Here is a 19299-nt window from a genome sequence, read left to right on the forward strand (position 1 = left end):
CGTTTGGAGCGAGTCGGACGGATCGGTACTCCCTGCACGGCACTGGAGGCCGGCCCTCGCCGACTTCAGTGCAACTGGCTGCAGAGATCCAGATACCAGAGCAGCAGTTCTCGGTGGCTGCCAATCGCCAGCCGTTCATATAGACGTTTCCGATACGTGACGACGGTCTCGGTGCCGATGCCGAGATCCGCGGCAATGCCCGAAGTCGGCAAACCGTACAGATAGCGCGCGCAGACCTCGGACTCCCGAGCGGTCAAGCGCTCGCCCGCCAGCGCGATCTGCCGTTCGATCCCGGCCAGGTCGGTCAACAGGTCCGGCAAACGGCGTGCGCGCATCGCCAGGTCGCAATGTCTGGCGACGATCGACAGCATCGTCGCCGCGCGTTCGGCCAGCGCATCGACATGACGCGTCTCGAACGGGCCGTATTGCTCCGACCGTGTCACGCTGAGCACCAGCGGATTGCCGTCGACTCGGCTGCACATCAGCACCCGGTCGCGAATGTTGAGTTGTCCATACAGCGTCTGGCGCAGGCGCGGCGGCGCCGACAGCTTGAAGTCGGTCTTGAGAAACCGACTCGCACCGCCCTCGCCCGCCGCGAGTTCGTTGATCTCGTCGTCGAACTGCCACCACTTGCCGCCGAGGTACGTATTGCGCACGTACTCGACGCGATTGGAACCGTCGCACCCGATCGACACGAACTCGACCGGACGCGAATCGACCAGACGAAAAATGAACGCGAGCTCGGCGCCGCACAGCGCCCGCAAGGAGGCGCCGAAGCACTCGCCAAACGTCGCGCTCCCGATCGTGCCGATCAGGTTGTCCAGCGGGTTATTCGCTCCGATTGCAGCACCGGACAAGGTCGCCTCCATCTACCCGACAAGGTTGATCCACCGAGGTTGCGATCCGTCCGGACGATACGCCGGAGCCGGACGCGCAACCGATCAAATGTTAGGTAGACGGGCGAACCTTTCATAGCTGGTGTTTTCCTGTAGAACAGGTGCCGTGCGAACCCGGTCAGCGCGCCGCGCGCAAGCGTCTTGTTCCGGCCTCGTCGATCCGCAACCCCTCCGGGTCGCGCCGTGGATCGCCCACCACGATCACGCCATAGTCGCGCGCCGCCCCTGCGATGCTGACATACTCGTCGCGCACGTCGGCCAGCACCCTCGCCGGATCGCGGCTGAACGCATCGCCCCAGCCGCCGCCGCCATTCGTGATGTAACGCGATATCGCACCCGGTGCGGTCTGCCAGACCGGCCGGCTCGCGTAGTAGTGGTAGCGCCCCTCGCCCGGATCAAGCACCTTGCTTTGCGGGTTCAGCACGCCCGCGACCGGCGTGCTGGCCGCATAGACCTCCGGGCCGGTGCCGAGCAGCGCATCCGGACGGCCGTCCGCACCCGCCGCGGGCGGAAAGAACCAGACGCCGCCGCATGGCCCCGCGTCGCCGCCGTTCGCCCCGACGCCGCTCGGCTCGCGCGTGCGAAACGGCGAACTGTGGTGACTGGCGGCCGTCAGCCACAGCGTGTCCTTCAGATGCGCGGCGCCGCCGCGGTGCGTGCCCGCGCCGCCGCCGTCGATCGCATGCTCCTTGCGCAGCAGCACCACCGGCGAATCGGCCTCGATGGACTCGGTCGCCGGGTCGAGGTTGTTGAGCGTCAGCAGCACGGTGTAGCTATCGCCGTCGGCTTCCTTCGTCGCGCCCCACGGGCCGTGTTCGCCGCCGCACTGGCAGACGTTGGCCCACGGCGTGCCGGCCCCGGTCACGCCATACGCGTTGTGCGTGCTGGTCGACCCGTAGTCGCCCGCCACCGCGTTCTCACCGAGCACCGGGTTGAGTGCCTTGAGGATCGCCGCGACCAGTGCGCCGCTGCTTTCCCAGAACATCATGATGGCGCCGTCGGGCGGCAGCGAGGTCAGGAGCGTGCCGGCCGGCGCAGCCAGGTCGATGTCGCGCCAGGTGCCGGAGGTGAACGGCGCGTCGGGATCCAGCAGCAGGGTCAGCGCCACGCCGAGCGCGGTCTTTGCATCGAGGATGCCGCAGTTGATCGACGAGCGCGCCTGCGCCGACGTGCCCGACAGGTCCGCTTCGATCCGGTGGCCGCGCTTGCGCAGCGTAATGTTGACGCGATAGTCGACGGTGTCGTCGACGCCGTCCGCATCGATCAGCGCATCGCCGTGGTAGTCGCCGTCCGGAATCCGTTCGATCGCGCCGCGCATGCGTTCGGCCGACACGTCGCACGCGTAGGCCAGGCTGCCGAAATAGGCATCGAGGCCGTAGCGCTCGATGTTTTCGCGCACCAGACGCTCGCCGAGCTCGAGCTGATGGGCGATGCTGTAGAAGTCCGGCAGCAGCAGGCCGCCGAAACGCGAGTTGTCGAAGATCAGGCTGAACGTCGAGCGCACCGGCTTGCCCTTCGACCACAGCAGCATCGGCGGGATCACCAGCCCGTTCTCGTAGACGTTGCGCTTGGTCGCCGAGAAGCCGCCCGGCACGACGCCGCCGATGTCGAGCTGGTGCGCGCGCATGTTGACGAACGACACGAGCCGGCCGTCGACGAATACCGGGCGGATGAAGCAGACGTCGTTGACGTGCGTGCCGACGCGGTACGGATCGTTGCAGATCAGGATATCGCCGGGCTCGAGGTTCTCCGGCCCGTATTCCTGCACCGCGTTGCGCACGGCGTCGCCCATCGTGCCCAGGAACACGATCAGGCTGTTGCTGACGACGGGCATCGGATAGTCCATCTCCGGCGGCCCGCTGATGGTGCACGCGAAGTCATACCAGTCGCGGATGATCGGCGAAAACGCTTCGCGCATGAAACCGGTCGACATGTGTTCGACCGCGTAGCGCAGCCGGTTGATCAGCACGGACGCCGTGAAGCGTTCGCACGCGTAACGCTCGAAGAACTGCGCGTCGGACAGCGCGCGGATGCGCTCGGCCGTGTCGGAACCGCGCGGCGCGGCGGCGATATCGGTCATGAGATTCATGGTGCGGTCATTCCTCGTTGCGGATCAGCATTTCGCCAAAGCGGCCCACCGTCGCGGTCTGGCGCGCGCCGACGTGCGTGGTCGACAGCCCTTCGTTGACGACGGCCGGCCCGTGAATCACGTCGCCTCGCCGCAGCGCGTCGCGCCGGTAGACGGCCGCCTCCTGGCGCCCCTCCCCGCTCGCGTCGGACAGGTCACCGAGGTAGCGCAGCGTCACGTGCGCGACCGGCAGCAGCGGCTCGTCGCCGCGCGCCGGCAGTTCCGGGTACGCGACTTTGGGCGTCTCCAGCACCGCGCGCACGCGGAACGTCACGCCCTGCACCGGGAACGCGTCGAAGCGGTTGCCCGAGCGCTTTTCGTAGCTCCGATGGAACGCGGCGATCATCGTATCGATCGCGGCGGCATCGATCGTGCCGTCCGGTGCAGGCACGAACGGCGTCTCCCAGCTCTGGCCGGCAAGCCGTGCGTCGAAGCTGCGCTCGAACGCGACCTTCGCATCGGCGTCGAGCCCTTCGCGCAGTTGCGCTTCCATGCTCGCGTAGAGCGCGTTGATGCGCGGCGCGAGATCCGCCGACAGCATCGCGTAGAGGCTGCGGCTCGCGCTGAACACCTGGTCGGCCGACAGCAGACCGAGCGCCGAGAACAGGCCGGGATTCGGCGGCACGATCACCTGCTTGCACTTGAGCGTGTCGAGCACGCCCGGCAGCAGCATCGGCCCCGCCGCACCGTATGCCATCAGGCTGTAGTCCCGCGGATCGATGCCGTTCTTGATCGCCACGTTGAGCAGCCCTTCGGCGATGTTGTGAATCGCGATCTCGTACGCATAGCGCACGCGCTGGGCCAGCGTGAAATTCGAGTCGAGCGCGTCGAATGCCTGCCGCGACAGCGTGCGGTCGAGCCGGATCGCGCCGTTCGCGAACCCGTGCTCGTCGATCACGCCGATCATCAGGAAAGTATCGGTAGTGGTCGGCTGCGTGCCGCCTCGGCCGTAGCAGGCCGGCCCCGGCGTCGAGCCCGCGCTGGCCGGCCCGACCTGGATTTCGCCGGCCGGCCCGATCGCGACGATGCTGCCGCCGCCCGCACCGATCGCCGTCACGTCGATCGCGAGCGAGTTCACGACCATGTCGTGCTCGAGTTCGAATGACGTGTTGACGAACGGTGCGCCGCCCGTGACCACGCTGATGTCGAGCGAAGTGCCGCCGACGTCGGCACACAGCAGGTTCGGCTCGCCGATCATCGCGCCGAAATGCGCACTGCCGATCGCACCGGCGGACGGGCCGGAGAACACGATGCGATATGGCTGCTCCATCGCGCGCCGGACCGGCACGAGCGTCGCCGCACAATCGGCGAAGTTGAGTTCGCCGGTGAAGCCGGCCGCCTTCAGCCCGCTCTCGAGCCGCCCGGCGTAGTCGGCGTAAATGATCTTCATGAAGGTGTCGATCACCGTCGTCGACGCACGCGGATACTCGCGCGCTAGCGGCGACACCTCGCTCGATATCGAACACGCGACATCGCCCAGCACTTCATGCACAAGCGCCTTGAGACGCAACTCATGAGCGGGATTCAGATACGAATTGAGCAGACAGATCGACACGCCGGTGACACCGCAGCGTTTGAGGACCTCGAGTTCCTCGCGCGCCTGTGCTTCGTCGAGCGGGAACAGCACGGTGCCGTCGGCGAGCATCCGCTCGCGGATGCCGCGGCGCAGATAGCGCGGCACCAGCGGCCGTGTGGCGTCGCCGAAACTGCGACGCCAGCGCGGGTCAAGAATCGCCGATGCGGGGCGCCAGACACGCCCCATGTCGAGAATGTCGCGATGGCCTTCCGTGGTCAGGAATCCGATCTTTGGCAACCGGCGCGTGATCACGGCATTCAGCCCGTGCGTGCTCGCATGGTTGAACGCTTTCGCATCGGCGACGTTCAATGCCCGCGCACCGGCCAGAATGGGTTTCGTGACGTCATCATAGTCCGTCGAAATCTTCGCGGTCTCGATGCGTCCGTCGCGCAGCGAAACCACGTCGGTAAAGGTACCGCCTACGTCGATAGCGATCATCTCGTGGTTCTCTCTTACAGGGTGTCCGACAACAGGCGCAGTGCCGGGCCGAGCCGGGACGCGGGCGCGCGCGAAACGGAATGCAGGCAGGCCTGGCACTTGACGACGTCGAACCAGCCGCCTTCCGAATGCACGGGATAGCGCGCCAGCGCCTTCGATGAGCACGCGGGGCAGATGCCGTCCACCGCTTCGCGTTCCAGGATCAGCGCCTGGCTCGTCACGCTTGTTGATGTCATGGGGTCCTCGTCGGGTGAGCAACGGGACCGATGATAGGAACGCGGCCTGCCGGCCACCATCACCTTCCGGGGGGACAAGCGATGCGCGCGATCGATTGTCAAGCCACGCTTACATGTGTAGTAGCCGGCCGGCGCTGTTCCTACCATTTGAACCGGATCAACGCGCACGACGTACCGAAGTAAGTGGGCGAAGCCGTCTGCGTCCTCGCACCGTTTTTCCTGCGCACGTTGAAGTCAATCCGTGCCCCCATACGATTGGAGCCACACATGAGCACGAGCAACATCAAGAGCGTGAACTACCCGAACCTGGGCTGGGACACGGCAGCCGACCTCTACTTGCCGCCGGGCTTCGACGCGGGCAAGCAATACCCGGCCATCGTCAGCACGCACCCGATCGGAAGCTGCAAGGGCCTGGCTGACGGACGAAGATGAAGTGGACTATGAACTCACGGCCCGGAGCGAACCGTTCAAGGGCACCGTGGTGTCCCGCAAGAGCGTGGCCGACCTGATTCTCAAGGTCATCGCATCGCCCGGCCTGCATGTCGGCGAGAGCCTGGGGATGAACAAGCCGGACTTCGACGGCGACAAGCCTTACTTCATGTAAGGGCATCCGACGATGAAACTGCGAGACCTGACCGGCAAGGTCGTGGTTCGCGGCTTCTGCAACGGCTTGCGGCAGGAACTGACCGGCGACGGCATCCGCGTGTCGCTGCCCCATTCGGACGCCGTGCGTATCGAATGGGGACTCAACGTCCCGGCCGTAACGAGGTCCCGGCGCTCAGTACGACTTGACCGCCACCGTGGCCGGCGACTCGCTCAACGGGACAAAATGGCGCGTCGCGCCGTCGAGGGCGTCGATGCGCCCCATCTCGATGTCGTAGACCCAACCGTGCAGATTCATTCGTCCTTGCTCGAGCGCGAGGGCGACCGACGGATGCGTGCGCAGGTTGGCGAGCTGCGCGATCACGTTCTCGCGCACCAGGCCGTCGAGCTTGGCCCGCGGGGAGTCGAACTGATGCGCGGCATTGATGGCTTTCGCGGCATCGGAATGGCGCAACCAGTTCGCAACGGCCGGCATATGGTCCAGGCACGTGCACCGCGAGATCGCGCCCATCGCGCCGCAATCCGAGTGTCCGCAAATGACGATGTCCCGCACGCCGAGCACGGCGACCGCATATTCGACCGTGGCGGACACGCCCCCCGGTTCCGGTCCGTACGACGGAACGATATTGCCCGCGTTGCGAATCACGAACAGTTCGCCCGGCTCACGCTGCGTCAGCAGTTCCGGCACCACGCGGCTGTCCGAGCACGTCACGAACAGCGCCTTGGGATTTTGGGTGGTCGCGAGCTGCTTGAACAGCTCGACACGTTGCGGATAGACCTCGCGCTGAAAGCGCAGGAAACCGTCGATGATGTCGCGCACGGGATTCTCCTGATACGAATTCGCGGCGGGCGGCAACGCGATCGTACGCTGCCGTCCGCCAAGGCGGGCGCCATTATCGCAGATCGCGGCGTCGCGATCAGGTTGGCGCGGACGTCGGCCAGCCGGACCACCTCATCGCGCCCTCTTGCACGCACCGCCCATCCGACCCCGTCTGCTCGCGACCGAAAACACGGCGCGAGACGGGGACGTCCATAGTATCGACGCACCAGCCCAAGTTGGCGGCGGCACCCTTGATTAGATGCCCGGTTTCGGTATATTTGCGAAACACACGAGGGGATGGCGTGCTCGCACAGGAATCGCGCCGTCAAAACGACCAAAAAACATATAACCGAGAAGAACGATCATGTCCGGCACATACGACCCTACGCTTGTCGTCATTTCCTGCTTGCTTTCGATCCTCGCATCATTCACGGCACTCAATGTCTCCGATCGACTGAATCTCATCGGGAATCGTTCGATCTGGCCTTGGATCGCGTTAGGTGGTTGCATCATGGGGCTCGGTATTTGGTCGATGCATTTCGTCGCCATGCTGGCATTTCACCTGCCTGTCGCCGTTGAATACGATATTCCTGCGACAGTCGCGTCCTTGTTCATTGCGATTGCTGCATCGGCGGTCGGCTTTGTACCGCTTTCCCGCTTCAATCTGCACTGGCCGCTGCTCATTGTCAGCGCAATCGTCATGGGACTGGGCGTCGCCGGCATGCACTATCTCGGCATGCAGGCAATGAGCATCTGCTCCGGGATTCGATACCAGCCGTGGTTGGTCGTGCTGTCCGTCATCATCGCGATCCTGGCAAGTGGCGCCGCCTTGTTGCTTGCCTTCGATCTGCGCCGGCCGAGCACATTCGGCAGAACACGCCAGATCGGTTCGGCAATCGTCATGGGCGTTGCGGTGTGCGGGATGCATTATTGCGGCATGGCAGCGGCAAGTTTCGAGAAAGGCAGCTACGCGACAGCGACCTTCTACAATCTCCCCGCACCGTGGTTGGCCGGTATCGTCGTGACGTTCAGCCTGGTGATTTTCGCGATCGCCACGGCGATCATGCTTCTGGATGCCAGAACCAATACCCAGGCGCGAGTGCGAGTTCAGGCGACCTTGAGCAGCCATCTCGATCGACGGAATCCCACTCGCTGACAGCGCATGATCGATTTCATCCGAAATCGTGAAGCGTTGTGTTCAAGCTGCATCCGGCGGGCGACGGCAGCGGCTCCCGAGTCGGCAGCCGGTGTCTGCGGGCGCGCATGACGCGACAGTCGGCGCCCGACGCGATGCTGCATGTGATCGACGGCCCACGGTTCGGGTCGGGCGAAGCGAAGTAATCGTGCGTTGTCGGACCGCCCGCGATCGGCACGCGGGATGGGGCCAGCCGGTCGCCGCCGAAATCGACCGGCGGCGGCAGCACACTGCGCTCAAGCGGCCGTCGGCTCGTCGCGATGCACCGGGAACCAGCCCTTCATCGCATCGATAACCCCCCACAGCTTGTCTGGAATGACCAGTTGCGGCACGTCAACCGGATGCAGCTGCGTGCGAATCGCAGCAGCCTCCCCGCGCATCGCCTGCTCGACCCACGCGGGATTCATCACGAGCCCCTTCCCGACCGCCACCACCGACAGGCCGAGCGCGAGCGCAGCCTCCGCCTGCGCGGGCGTCCGGATCTGGCCGGCCGCAATCACCGGCACGCGCTGCTGCACGGCCGCCACCACACGCTCGATCGTGCGGCGCTCGTCGGTCGCGTCGAGTGGCTTCGCGTCGAGCAGATCGGTCAGCGACACGTGGATGTAGTCGATGCCCGCGACGATCAGCCGGTCGATCAGCGTCAGCGCATCGTCGACGCGCAGCCCGCCCGCATCGGGCTCCTCCGGCGAGATCCGGTAGCCGAGCAGGAACGGACGATCCGCATGCTGTGCGATCACGCGCCGGATTTCGGCGACCAGCGCAAGCGGAAAGCGCATCCGGTTCTCGAGCGAGCCGCCCCATGCATCGGCGCGCCGATTGAACAGCGGCGAGAAGAAATTCTGGATCAGGAAACCGTGCGCGCCGTGCAGCTCGATACCGTCGAAGCCCGCTTCGATCGCGCGTCGCGTGGTTTCGCCAAACGCGCGAATCATCTCGCCGATCTCGTCGTGCGTCAGCGCGCGGCTTTCGAGCTCGCCGTTGTTGAACGGCCCCGGCGGCGCCTTCATCGCGCTTGCGCTGACGAGCTCGCCGCCCGGCACGAGCGCCGGCACGGCCTTGTTCCCGGCGTGGAAGATCTGCAGGATCGCCGGCGCCCCGCCGCTCTTCGCGGCCTGCGCCAGCGCGCGCAGGCTCGGCGTGTAGCGATCGTCGTGCGCGGCGAATTCGTCGGTGAAACCGATACCGTTTTCCGTCACGTGCGTGCAGCCGGTCAGCACCGCGCCGACGCCGTTCACGCGACGACGGTAATACGCGAGCTCCTGGTCGGACACCGTGCCGTCCGGATTGGACGACCATGTGGTCATCGGCGCCATCAGCACGCGGTTGCGCAGCGTGATGCCGTTCGGGAACGTGAACGGCTGAAACAACGAAGCAAATTGCTGGGTCATGGGGATTCCTCGGGGCCGTCGCAACGCGACGCATCGCGTTCGCGGGACGGCACGGATATGAAAGGCGCAGCGAGAGGCCGCCATTGCATCGCGGTCGCTTCCGGCAGGCGGCGGGTTGCCGCCACGCACCGGTTCTTTCGCGAACCCTCGTATCGTAGGTCCCGATTTGCATTACTCAAGCGCACAAAACTGACAACAGTTGTATGCGCGACTTAACAATCAACGCGTCATGCAGCGCTGCACCGCTTTCGCGTATCGCATCGTTCTGTAAAGTCTGGCTTAACACTGAAGTCTCCTTTAGACGATATATCCGGATCAATTTCCTGCCTATGATGGCTTCATACCGCTTCACTTCCGCCACCCACCACCGGAGTCATCGATCATGCAAACAGTCAGCTTCAAGAACCTGAACGGCCAGGGCATCACGATTGCCGCCGTCATCCACTTCCCGGAAGGTTTCGATCAAGGCAAGCACTACCCGGCCGTGGTCGTCGCTCACCCGGGCGGCGGCGTGAAGGAGCAGGCTGCCGGCCTGTACGCGAAGAAGCTGGCCGAGCACGGCCTCGTCGCGATCGCGTTCGACGCGTCGTACCAGGGCGAAAGCACCGGCGAGCCGCGCCAACTCGAGAACCCTTACGTCCGTACCGAAGACGTCAGTGCCGTGATCGACTACCTGACCACGCTGCCGTATGTCGACGCCGAGCGGATCGGCGCGATGGGCATCTGCGCAGGTGGCGGCTATGCGGCGAACGCGGCCATCAACGACCGGCGCATCAAGGCGCTCGGCACCGTCAGCGCCGTGAACATCGGCTCGATGTTCCGCAACGGCTGGGAAAACACCGTCAAGGATGCCGAAGCAATTCCATACGTCGCGGCCGGTTCGCAGGCACGCACCGGCGATGCGTCCGGCGCGCAGCTCGCCACGCTGCCGCTCGCGCCGATGCGCAAGGAAGACGCGCCGAACAAGGAACTGGAAGAAGCATGGGAGTACTACCATACGCCGCGCTGCGCGCATCCGAACGCACCCGGTTTCATGACCGCCCGCAGCCTCAACCAGATCATCACGTACGACGCGTACCACAAGGCTGAAGCGTTCCTCACGCAGCCGCTGCAGATCGTGGCCGGCAGCGTCGCGGGCAGCAAGTGGATGAGCGACGACCTGCTCGCCCGCGCGGCCAGCGCCGACAAGCACCTGCACGTGGTCGAAGGCGCGAACCACATGTCGCTGTACGACGTGCCGCAGTACGTCGACGAAGCCGTGTCCGTGCTCGCGCCATTCTTCAACGGCAAGCTGTAACGCGCGCCTCCGCACGGCACCGCGCCACGGCGGCCGGATCGTGCATCGTGAACGACGGCCGGCTTGCCTCCCCCGGGCAAGCCGGCCGTATGCGTTGGGGCATTGATGCCGTCATGCTTGCGGATCGGCGTCACGACAGATGCCACGCAGGAATGCGCCCGCTACCGCAATGCGCTCGCCCTCCTTCAGCCCGCAAGCGGCCCCCTGCACGCGGCCGCCTCCCGCCCCCGGCTCACGCCGCCCGCCGCCTCCCCTCCGCACAGCATCTCCGTATAAACCCCAATGACGGTCTCGCGATTTGAGCGCCAAACTAACTACCAGTTGTTAGGTTGATGCCTAACGATGAATCAGGCGACTCCATCAACAGGCCAAGACCATCATGACGACGCAGATGAAACCCATCCGTTCCTTCCTCTTCGTTCCAGGCAACAAGCCGACCTGGATCGAGAAGTCCATCCAATCGAAAGCCGATGCGCTGATCCTCGATCTCGAGGACAGCGTGCCGCCCGCACAGAAAGTCGAGGCGCGTGAAATCGTCCGGTCAAAGCTCGCGTGGCTGGCCGAGCAGAAGCAGCGCATCTGGGTGCGCATCAACCGCAGCGCGCACCTGTACGACTTCGACGACATCCTCGCGATCGTGAACCCGGTCGTCGAAGGCATCGTGATTTCGAAGCCCTGCGGCCCGGAAGACATCCACACGGTGTCGTCGATGCTGGCCGAAGCCGAATACCGCGCGGGCGTCCCGGTCGGCCATACGAAGGTGATCCCGCTGCTGGAAACCGCGCGTTCGCTGGAGCTCGCGTACGACATCGCGCAGCACGAGCGCGTACCGGCCATCGTCGGCGCCACCGCGAAAAATGCCGACGTAGCCCGCGCCCTGAAGACCGTGTGGTCGCTCGAAGGCCGCGAGACCCAGTACCTGAAATCGCGCATCGTGATGGCCGCGCGCGCCGCCGGCAAGCTGCCGATCGGCGGCGTATGGCAACAGGTGCATGACCTCGAAGGACTGAAGGTGTCGTCCGCGAACGACCGCCAGCTCGGCATGAGCGGCGAACTGGTGCTGCATCCGTCGAACGTCGAGATCGTCAACCGCACCTACAGCCCGACCGAAGAGGACGTGGCGTTCTACCAAGGCATGATCGACGCGCTGGACCAGGCCCAGGCCGAAGGGCGCGCATCGTGCATCTACGACGGCGAGCACATCGACATCGCCCACGCGAAAACGGCACGCGAAATCATCGAACTCGCCGAGTCGTTCAATCGCTGATCGCTTCCCGGACACCCAAGGAGACAGAAAAAATGGCAGGCCTTTACTTTGAAGAATTCAAGCCCGGCATGGTGATCGAGCATGCGATCCGCCGCACCGTGACCGAAACCGACAACGTGCTGTTCTCGGCGATGACCTACAACTGCGCGCCGCTGCACATCGATGCCGAATACAGCAAGAACACGATGTACGGCCAGCGCCTCGTGAACAGCATGTTCCTGCTCGCGCTGGTGGCGGGCATCACGGTGTACGAAACCACGCTCGGCACGACGCTCGGCAATCTCGGCTTCGGCGAAATCGCGTTCCCCAAGCCCACTTTTCACGGCGACACGATTCGCGTCGAAACCGAAATCGTCGACACGCGGCTGTCGAAGAGCCGCACCGATTCGGGCATCGTCACGTTCAAGCACGTCGCGAAGAACCAGCGCGACGAGATCGTGTGCACGGCCGTGCGGACGGGCCTGATGATGCTGCGTCCGGCCGGTAACGCGTAACGGCGTCCTGCAGGAGACTCGATCATGAACTACCAGCTCACAGCCGACCAGCAGGCAATCGTCGACGCCGCACAAAAGATCTGTGCGGACTTTCCGCTCGAATACTGGCGCAACAAGGACAAGAATCATCAGTTCCCGCATGAATTCTTCGACGCGGTCGCGAGCGGCGGCTGGCTCGGCATCTGCATGCCCGAAGACGTCGGCGGCGCGAATCTCGGCGTGACGGAGGCCGCGCTCTTCATGCGCACGGTCGCCGAATGCGGCGGCCAGGCCGCGGCGTCCACCATCCACATGAACATCTTCGGCCTGCAGCCGGTCGTGCATTTCGGCTCGGACGCGCAGAAGAAGGCGTGGCTGCCGCCGTTCACGCGTGGCGAGCACAAGGCGTGCTTCGCGGTGACCGAGCCGGACACCGGCCTCGACACCACGAAGCTGAAGGTCGTCGCGAAGAAGCAGCCCGACGGCAATTACCTGATCTCGGGCAAGAAGGTCTTCATCTCGACCGCGCAAGTGGCCGACCACATGCTGATCCTCGCGCGCACCACGCCGATCGAGCAGGTGAAAAAACACAGCGAAGGGCTGAGCCTGTTCTACACGAAGCTCGATCGCCGATATGTCGACATCCGCGAGATCGACAAGCTCGGCCGCGCGGCGGTCGATACGAACGAGCTCTTCATCGACGACCTACCGGTGTCGAAGGACGAGCTGATCGGCGAGGAAGGCAAGGGCCTGAGCTACATCTTCCACGGGATGAATGCGGAGCGCGTGCTGGTGGCGGTCGAGCAGGTCGGCATCGGTCGCGCGGTGCTCAATCTCGCGACGCAGTACGCGAAGGAGCGCGTCGTGTTCGGCCGCCCGATCGGCCAGAACCAGGGCGTCCAGCATCCGCTGGCGCGCAACTGGGCCGAACTGGAAGCGGCGAACCATATGATCTTTGCGGCCGCCGACCTGTACGACCGCGGGCAGTCGTGCGGCTCCGAGGCGAACGCCGCGAAGCTGCTGGCATCCGAGGCGTGCATGAACGCATGCCAGACCGCGATCCTCACGCACGGCGGCTTCGGCTACGCGAAGGAGTACCACGTCGAGCGGTTCATGCGGGAAGCGTGGATCGGCTACATTGCCCCTGTCACCCCGCAACTCATTCTGTCGAACATCGCTGAACGCAAGCTCGGATTGCCGAAGTCCTACTAAGCGCGGCCATCCGCCGGCGGTTCCCGCATCGGGCATCGCCGGATCGCGGGCGGTGCCGGCCATGCAGGCCCGGCACCGCCCGCACACAAGATTCAGGAGACAAGCATGTCAGCTGCAAGACCTCTGGACGGCATTCGCGTCCTCGATTTGACCGTGGCGTTGGCCGGCCCCTACGGATCGCTGTTGCTGGGTGGAATGGGCGCCGAAGTCATCCGTGTCGAGTCCCCCGGCGGCGGCGATATTGCGCGCAACAATCCCCCGTACGTCGGCAAGGACGGTGTCCACTTCGGCGTGAAGGGCGACGACGAAGTGTCGCTGACCATTCTCAACCGCGCACGCAACAAGAAGAGCATCACGCTCGATCTGAAATCCGAACAGGGCCGCGCGCTGTTCATGGAACTGGTCAAGGAATCCGACGTCGTCATCGAGAACGCGAGCGAAGGCGTCACGGCCCGCCTGGGCGTGGATTACGAAAGCGTGCGCCAGGTCAATCCGAAGATCGTCTATGCGTCGATCAAGGCGTTCGGCGAACCCAGCCCCTACAAGAACCTGAAAGGCATGGACATCATCGTCCAGGCGCTGTCGGGGATCATGGACGTGACCGGCTTCGCCGACGGCCCGCCGACGCGCTCGGGCCTGCCGATCGCCGACCTGATCGCGCCGCTGTATGCGGTCAACGGCATCCTCGCCGCCTTGATTCACCGCGGCCGGACCGGCGTCGGCCAGTGCGTGCAGGTATCGATGCTCGATTGCCTCGCGTCACTGGTGGCCGAGGAGCATTTCGACGTGTTCCTCAAGCACGGTTACGCGAAGCGCTCAGGCAACTTCCAGGATCGGCTGGTGCCGTTCGGCGTGTACGGCACGCGCGACGGTTATGTGGCGATGGTGGCCTTCCAGCCCGACTGGTTCCAGAACCTGATGGAAGCCGTGGGCCGGCCCGAGATGGCCACCGATCCGCGCTACGCGACACGCGGCCCGCGCATGAAGCATGCGACCGAGATCAACGCGATCATCGAGGCATGGACGCGCCGCCACACGACGGAAGAAGTGATCGACGAACTGCAGATCAAGCGCGGCGTGCCGGCCGCCCCGGTACGCTCGCCGCTCGACGTGCTCAAGGATCCGGTGCTGCAGGAGCGCGGCGCCGTGGTGCGGCTCGAGCACCCGGGCCTTGCCGACGTCAACGCCATGGGCATGGGCCTGCCGATCAAGCTGTCGGGGACGCCCGTACAGTTCGACCAGCCCGCGCAGGCACTCGGCGCCGCCAACGACGAGATCTACCGGGAGCTGCTCAAGCTGCCGGAAGAGCGCCTGCAACAACTGCGCGACGCGGGAGTGATCTGATCATGCCCGCAGCACCCTCCCGTTCCGGCCCGTTGGCCGGCATCAAGATCGTCGAGATCGCGGGCATCGGCCCCGGACCGCTGGCCGCGATGTTCCTCGCCGATCTCGGCGCCACCGTGATCCGCGTCGATCGCAAGGAGCCGTCCGGCCTCGGCGCACCGCGTCCGGTGCAATTCGATCTCGGGCTGCGCAACCGCAAGTCGATTCGCGTCGACCTGAAGGATCCGGCCGCCGTCGACATGGTGCTCGACCTGATCGCCAGCGCCGATGCGCTGATCGAAGGGTTTCGCCCCGGCGTGATGGAACGCCTCGGCCTCGGTCCCGAACCGTGCCTCGCGCGCAACCCGCGCCTCGTCTACGGCCGCGTGACCGGCTGGGGGCAGGATGGCCCGCTGTCGCAGGTGGCCGGACACGACCTGAACTACATCTCGATCACCGGCGCACTGCACGCGATGGGCCGCGCCGGGCAGGCGCCGACGCCGCCGCTCAACGTGCTCGGCGACTACGCAGGCGGCTCGCTGTACCTGGCGTTCGGGCTGCTCGCCGGCATTCTCGAAGCGCGTGGCTCCGGCAAAGGCCAGGTGGTCGATGCCGCAATGGTGGACGGTGTCGCGTCGATCATGACGGTGACGATGGGCCTGCATGCGGCCGGCATGCTCGACAAAGCGCGCGGCACCAACCTGCTCGACACCGGCGCACCGTTCTACGAGGTCTACGCGTGCGCCGACGGCAAGTACGTGAGCGTCGGCCCCATCGAAGGCAAGTTCTACCGGCTGCTGCTCGAACACCTCGACCTGCAGGATCACCCGCTGCTGCAGGCGCAGATGGATCGTGCGCAGTGGCCGCAGGCCAAGCAGGTTTTCGCCGAAAAATTCAGGGAGCGCACGCGGGACGAGTGGACGCAACGGCTCGGCCATCTCGACGCGTGCGTGGCGCCCGTACTCGACTTCGACGAAGCGCCGAGCCATCCGCACCTCCACGCACGCGGCACGTTCGTCGATCTCGACGGCGTGACGCACCCGGCGCCCGGCCCGCGTTTTTCGCGCACGCCGGCCGCACGGCCCGAGGCGCCCGCGGCACCGACGACCGACAACGCGATCGCCGCGCTGCAGGGCTGGCTGCCCGACGCACAGATCGACGCCTGTCGCGCGCGAGGCACCTTCATCTGAGACCTGACTGACATGACCACCCCTACTCCCGAGCTCGCAGCGCTGGATCGCCTGACGAGCGGCCGCTCCACCTGTCGCGCGTACCGGCACGACGCGCTGGACGTCGAGCTGATCCGCAGCATCGTCGCCATGGCCAGCCGCTCGGCGTCGTGGTGCAACGTGCAACCGTGGCAACTCGTGATCACCGAAACCGCCGAAAGCACCGGGCGCTTTCGCGAAGCGCTGATGCAGCGGGTCCAGGATCATCCGGAGAACGAATCGGATCTGCCGTTCCCGCCGAGCTACCAGGGCATCTACGGCGAGCGCCGGCGCGGCGCCGGCATTGCGCTCTATGCGTCGCTGGGCATCGGCCCGAAGGACCGCGAGCGCAGCGCCGAGCAGGCATTCCGCAACTTCCGCCTGTTCGATGCGCCGCACGTGGCGATCGTCACCGTGCCGGCGGAACTGGGCCCGTATGCCCTCGTCGATGCTGGCGGCTTCGTGTCGTCGTTCCTGCTCGCGGCCTATGCGCACGGCGTCGCCACCACGCCGCAGGGCGCACTGGCCCGCCATGCGCATTTCGTCCGCGACTATTTCGACATCCCCGATACGCAGCACATGATCTGCGCGATCTCGTTCGGTTACGCGGAAGACGAACACCCGGTCAACCGGTTCCGCACCACCCGCGCCGGTGTGGACGACCTGACGCGTTTCGCGTGAGCGTGGCACGCTGTGCACGATCGAGATCGATGCAAGGAGAGGCGAGCATGGCCGAACGTATTCACGAACTGCTGGATCGCTGGCTGACCGACGCCCCCGAACGGCCGTTCATCCATCTCGCCGACCGCACGCTGAGCTATGCGGACGTCGGCGCGCTGGCCGATGCGCTCGCGCGCGAACTGCGCGACGACGGCGTGCGCGCCGGCGACCGCGTGCTGGTGGTGGCCGAGAACTGCCCCGAGCACGCGGCGCTGCTGATCGCGTGCAGCCGCGTCGGCGCGTGGTCGTGCGGCGTCAATGCGCGCATGGCGCCGGGCGAAGTCGACGCATTCGCCGCGAAGGCCGACGCGCGCGTGCTGTATTTCACATCGGAAGTTTCGCCGGCCGCCGGCGCCCATGCGGCGCGGCACGATGCCCGCCCGTCCTGCGTGGGCGGCCTCGCGCGCAGCGCCGTGCGCGCCGCGGCCGAGGTCGAACCCGAACCGCTGGCGAGCGACGTCGCCGCGATCATCTTCACGTCCGGCACGACGGGTGCGCCCAAGGGCGTGATGATGACGCACCGCGGCGTGCTGCATTTCGCACGCGTCTCCGCGCAATCGCGCGCGTTGGGGCCGGACGACAAGGTCTACGCGTACGCGCCGATGACGCACATCTTCGGGCTGGGCACGGTGCTGCTTGCGTCGCTGCATGCGGGCGCCGCGCTCGAGATGCGCTCGCGGTTCGAGCCGGCGGACCTGTTCGACGCGCTCGCGCACCGGCGCGTGAGCCAGGTGCAGGGCCCGCCGATGCTGTTTGCCCGCCTGCTTCAGCACGGCGAGGAACAACGCATCGCGCACCCCGACGCCCCGCACCTGCGCTACCTGTACGCCGGCGCCGGGCCGCTCGACAGCGCGCTCAAGCAGAAGGTCGAGGCGATGTTCGGCCAGCCCCTGCATCACGGCTACGGACTGTCGGAATACGCGGGCTCGCTGCACGCGACGCGGCTGGGCGAAACGCGCCACGACACCAGCGCGGGCTACGCGTTTCCGGGCGCCGAACTGCGCATCGTCGATCCGGCCAGCGGCCGCACGCTGCCGGCCGGCGAGCGCGGCGAAATCTGGCTGCGCGGCACGGGCCTGATGCCCGGCTATTTCCGCGACGCGGCCGCCACCGCCGACGTGATGCGCGACGGCGGCTGGTACGCGTCGGGCGACCTGGGCGAACTGCACGACGACGGCGCGCTGTTCATCGTCGGACGGCTCAAGGACATGATCATCCGTTCCGGCTTCAACGTGTATCCGGGCGAAGTGGAACAGGCGCTCAACGGGTTCCCCGGGATCCGGAACTCGGCCGTGGTCGGCCAGAAGGAAGCAGACGGCAACGAGGCCGTCGTCGCGTTCGTCGAACTCGATGCCGCGCATCCGCTCGACGAAGCCGCGTTGCGCCGGTATCTGCGCGAACGGCTCGCCGCCTACAAGCACCCGGCGCGCATCATCCCCATCGATGCACTGCCGTTCAACGGCAACGGCAAGCTCATGCGACGGGAATTGCTGGCGCGGCTGTAGCCCGCGAAACAGTGCCGGCGCGGTTTCCCCTTCTCCGAAAAAACCGCAAAATCTGCAAACCCGCCGACCCTACATTGCTCCTCCAGGAGCCCGCAATTGAAAACCCGAACCCTGACCCAATACGCCCGGCGCATGGACCCCGTCCTGCGCTGGCTGGCAAGCCACCCCGACGCCGACCCGGATCTGTATCTGCTGGCCGACCTCGCGTGCTTGTCGCCGTATCACTTTCATCGCGTCTACCGCGCGATGCTCGGTGAGACGGTGAACGCCACCGTGCAGCGCATTCGCATGCACCGCGCGGCGGTCGCACTGGGCGGGACCGGGGTGCCATTGCGCGACGTTGCGCAGCGCGCCGGCTATACGTCGGACGCTGCCTTCAACCGCGCGTTCGGCGCGACCTTCGGCCTGTCGCCGGGGCGCTACCGCGCGGCCCGCTCCGTTCCGTTCAATCCACAGGAGCTCGGCATGTATCCCGTCACCATCGAAACCTTCCCTGGCGCCGTACTGGCCGCATTGCCGCACCACGGCAGCTATCAGGAGATCGGCCCGGTCTTCACCCGTGCGTTCATGCTGGCCGCCGCCCGCGGCCTGGCGCGCCCCGAGGCGATCGGCTTCGGCGTGTATTTCGACGATCCCGAGCAGGTGCCGGCCGACCGCCTGCGCTCGATGGCCGGCATGTCCGTCGCGCCCGACGCCGAGGTAGGCGACGAGCTGGAACGCTTCGAGATCCCCGCCGGCCGCTGCGCGATCCTGACCTACACGGGGCCGTATAACGAAATGGACCGGCCGTATAACTGGATGTTCTCCGAATGGCTGCCCGCGAGCGGGATGGTGCCGGCCGACTTTCCGATGTTCGAGCAGTACCTGAACGACCCGCGCAGCACGCCGCCCGCGCAGCTGCAGACGCGCATCTGCATGCCGGTGAAGTAAGCGCCGCGCGGCCCCGTGGAGTCACGCCGGGGCCGGTCCGGCGCTGCCGTGTTCCGGCCCCGCACATCCGCCGGGGAGGCC

The 19299-nt window shown here is 66.0% G+C and carries 18 protein-coding genes; 12 read left to right on the forward strand and 6 right to left on the reverse strand.

Annotated features, from left to right (window positions below):
• Positions 1-65: 65 nt before the first annotated feature.
• The 4 genes from G3O00_RS00725 to G3O00_RS00740 form a co-directional block, all read right to left on the reverse strand.
• Complete coding sequence (locus G3O00_RS00725) at positions 66-869, reverse strand: helix-turn-helix transcriptional regulator (protein ID WP_206141691.1); 804 nt, start codon at positions 867-869, stop codon at positions 66-68.
• A gap of 145 nt (positions 870-1014) precedes the next feature.
• Positions 1015-2985: a hydantoinase B/oxoprolinase family protein gene (locus G3O00_RS00730; protein ID WP_206141692.1), complete on the reverse strand. Its 1971-nt coding sequence runs from the start codon at positions 2983-2985 to the stop codon at positions 1015-1017.
• A 7-nt stretch (positions 2986-2992) separates the two neighbouring features.
• Positions 2993-5038: a hydantoinase/oxoprolinase family protein gene (locus tag G3O00_RS00735; RefSeq protein WP_206141693.1), complete on the reverse strand. Its 2046-nt coding sequence runs from the start codon at positions 5036-5038 to the stop codon at positions 2993-2995.
• A gap of 14 nt (positions 5039-5052) precedes the next feature.
• Positions 5053-5274 carry a hypothetical protein gene (locus G3O00_RS00740; RefSeq protein WP_174929255.1) on the reverse strand — a complete coding sequence of 74 codons (222 nt, stop codon included), beginning with the start codon at positions 5272-5274 and terminating at the stop codon, positions 5053-5055.
• A 267-nt stretch (positions 5275-5541) separates the two neighbouring features.
• On the opposite strand from G3O00_RS00740, the gene G3O00_RS00745 reads away from it, so the two are divergent.
• Both G3O00_RS00745 and G3O00_RS00750 read left to right on the forward strand, forming a co-directional pair.
• Positions 5542-5706 carry an alpha/beta hydrolase gene (locus G3O00_RS00745; RefSeq protein ID WP_206141694.1) on the forward strand — a complete coding sequence of 55 codons (165 nt, stop codon included), beginning with the start codon at positions 5542-5544 and terminating at the stop codon, positions 5704-5706.
• A gap of 1 nt (position 5707) precedes the next feature.
• The gene (locus G3O00_RS00750) at positions 5708-5878 is read left to right on the forward strand and encodes a hypothetical protein (RefSeq protein WP_206141695.1); all 171 of its coding nucleotides are present in this window, start codon (positions 5708-5710) and stop codon (positions 5876-5878) included.
• Between the two features lie 174 nt (positions 5879-6052).
• Here the strand turns inward: G3O00_RS00750 and G3O00_RS00755 are convergent, their stop codons facing one another.
• Positions 6053-6697, reverse strand: coding sequence for a carbonic anhydrase (locus tag G3O00_RS00755; protein ID WP_041492480.1), 645 nt, complete (start codon positions 6695-6697; stop codon positions 6053-6055).
• Between the two features lie 364 nt (positions 6698-7061).
• Between G3O00_RS00755 and G3O00_RS00760 the strand changes: the two genes are divergently transcribed.
• Positions 7062-7853, forward strand: coding sequence for an MHYT domain-containing protein (locus G3O00_RS00760; RefSeq protein ID WP_174929253.1), 792 nt, complete (start codon positions 7062-7064; stop codon positions 7851-7853).
• A gap of 275 nt (positions 7854-8128) precedes the next feature.
• Here the strand turns inward: G3O00_RS00760 and G3O00_RS00765 are convergent, their stop codons facing one another.
• The gene (locus tag G3O00_RS00765) at positions 8129-9283 is read right to left on the reverse strand and encodes an NADH-dependent flavin oxidoreductase (protein ID WP_206141696.1); all 1155 of its coding nucleotides are present in this window, start codon (positions 9281-9283) and stop codon (positions 8129-8131) included.
• Positions 9284-9665: 382 nt separating this feature from the next.
• Between G3O00_RS00765 and G3O00_RS00770 the strand changes: the two genes are divergently transcribed.
• The 9 genes from G3O00_RS00770 to G3O00_RS00810 all read left to right on the forward strand — a co-directional run bounded on the left by G3O00_RS00770 (position 9666) and on the right by G3O00_RS00810 (position 19218).
• Complete coding sequence (locus G3O00_RS00770) at positions 9666-10580, forward strand: alpha/beta hydrolase (protein WP_206141697.1); 915 nt, start codon at positions 9666-9668, stop codon at positions 10578-10580.
• 379 nt (positions 10581-10959) lie between these two features.
• The gene (locus G3O00_RS00775; RefSeq protein WP_011349975.1) at positions 10960-11847 is read left to right on the forward strand and encodes a CoA ester lyase; all 888 of its coding nucleotides are present in this window, start codon (positions 10960-10962) and stop codon (positions 11845-11847) included.
• A gap of 32 nt (positions 11848-11879) precedes the next feature.
• Positions 11880-12341 (forward strand): MaoC family dehydratase, encoded by a 462-nt coding sequence (locus G3O00_RS00780; protein ID WP_011349976.1) that lies wholly within the window; start codon positions 11880-11882, stop codon positions 12339-12341.
• Between the two features lie 24 nt (positions 12342-12365).
• On the forward strand, positions 12366-13532 hold the full coding sequence (locus tag G3O00_RS00785; protein WP_206141698.1) for an acyl-CoA dehydrogenase family protein: 1167 nt from the start codon (positions 12366-12368) through the stop codon (positions 13530-13532).
• Between the two features lie 105 nt (positions 13533-13637).
• Positions 13638-14876: a CaiB/BaiF CoA-transferase family protein gene (locus G3O00_RS00790; RefSeq protein ID WP_174929249.1), complete on the forward strand. Its 1239-nt coding sequence runs from the start codon at positions 13638-13640 to the stop codon at positions 14874-14876.
• Between the two features lie 2 nt (positions 14877-14878).
• Positions 14879-16045, forward strand: coding sequence for a CaiB/BaiF CoA-transferase family protein (locus tag G3O00_RS00795; RefSeq protein WP_206141699.1), 1167 nt, complete (start codon positions 14879-14881; stop codon positions 16043-16045).
• Positions 16046-16057: 12 nt separating this feature from the next.
• Positions 16058-16744, forward strand: coding sequence for a nitroreductase family protein (locus G3O00_RS00800; RefSeq protein WP_174929247.1), 687 nt, complete (start codon positions 16058-16060; stop codon positions 16742-16744).
• Positions 16745-16791: 47 nt separating this feature from the next.
• A complete protein-coding gene (locus G3O00_RS00805; RefSeq protein ID WP_241024873.1) occupies positions 16792-18288 on the forward strand; it encodes a class I adenylate-forming enzyme family protein in 1497 nt (498 codons plus the stop codon).
• A gap of 96 nt (positions 18289-18384) precedes the next feature.
• Entirely contained in the window at positions 18385-19218 is an 834-nt protein-coding gene (locus G3O00_RS00810) for an AraC family transcriptional regulator (RefSeq protein WP_174938666.1), read from the forward strand.
• Positions 19219-19299 lie beyond the last annotated feature (81 nt).

Source organism: Burkholderia sp. Ac-20384, from assembly GCF_017104605.1.
GTDB classification, from domain to species: Bacteria; Pseudomonadota; Gammaproteobacteria; order Burkholderiales; family Burkholderiaceae; genus Burkholderia; species Burkholderia lata.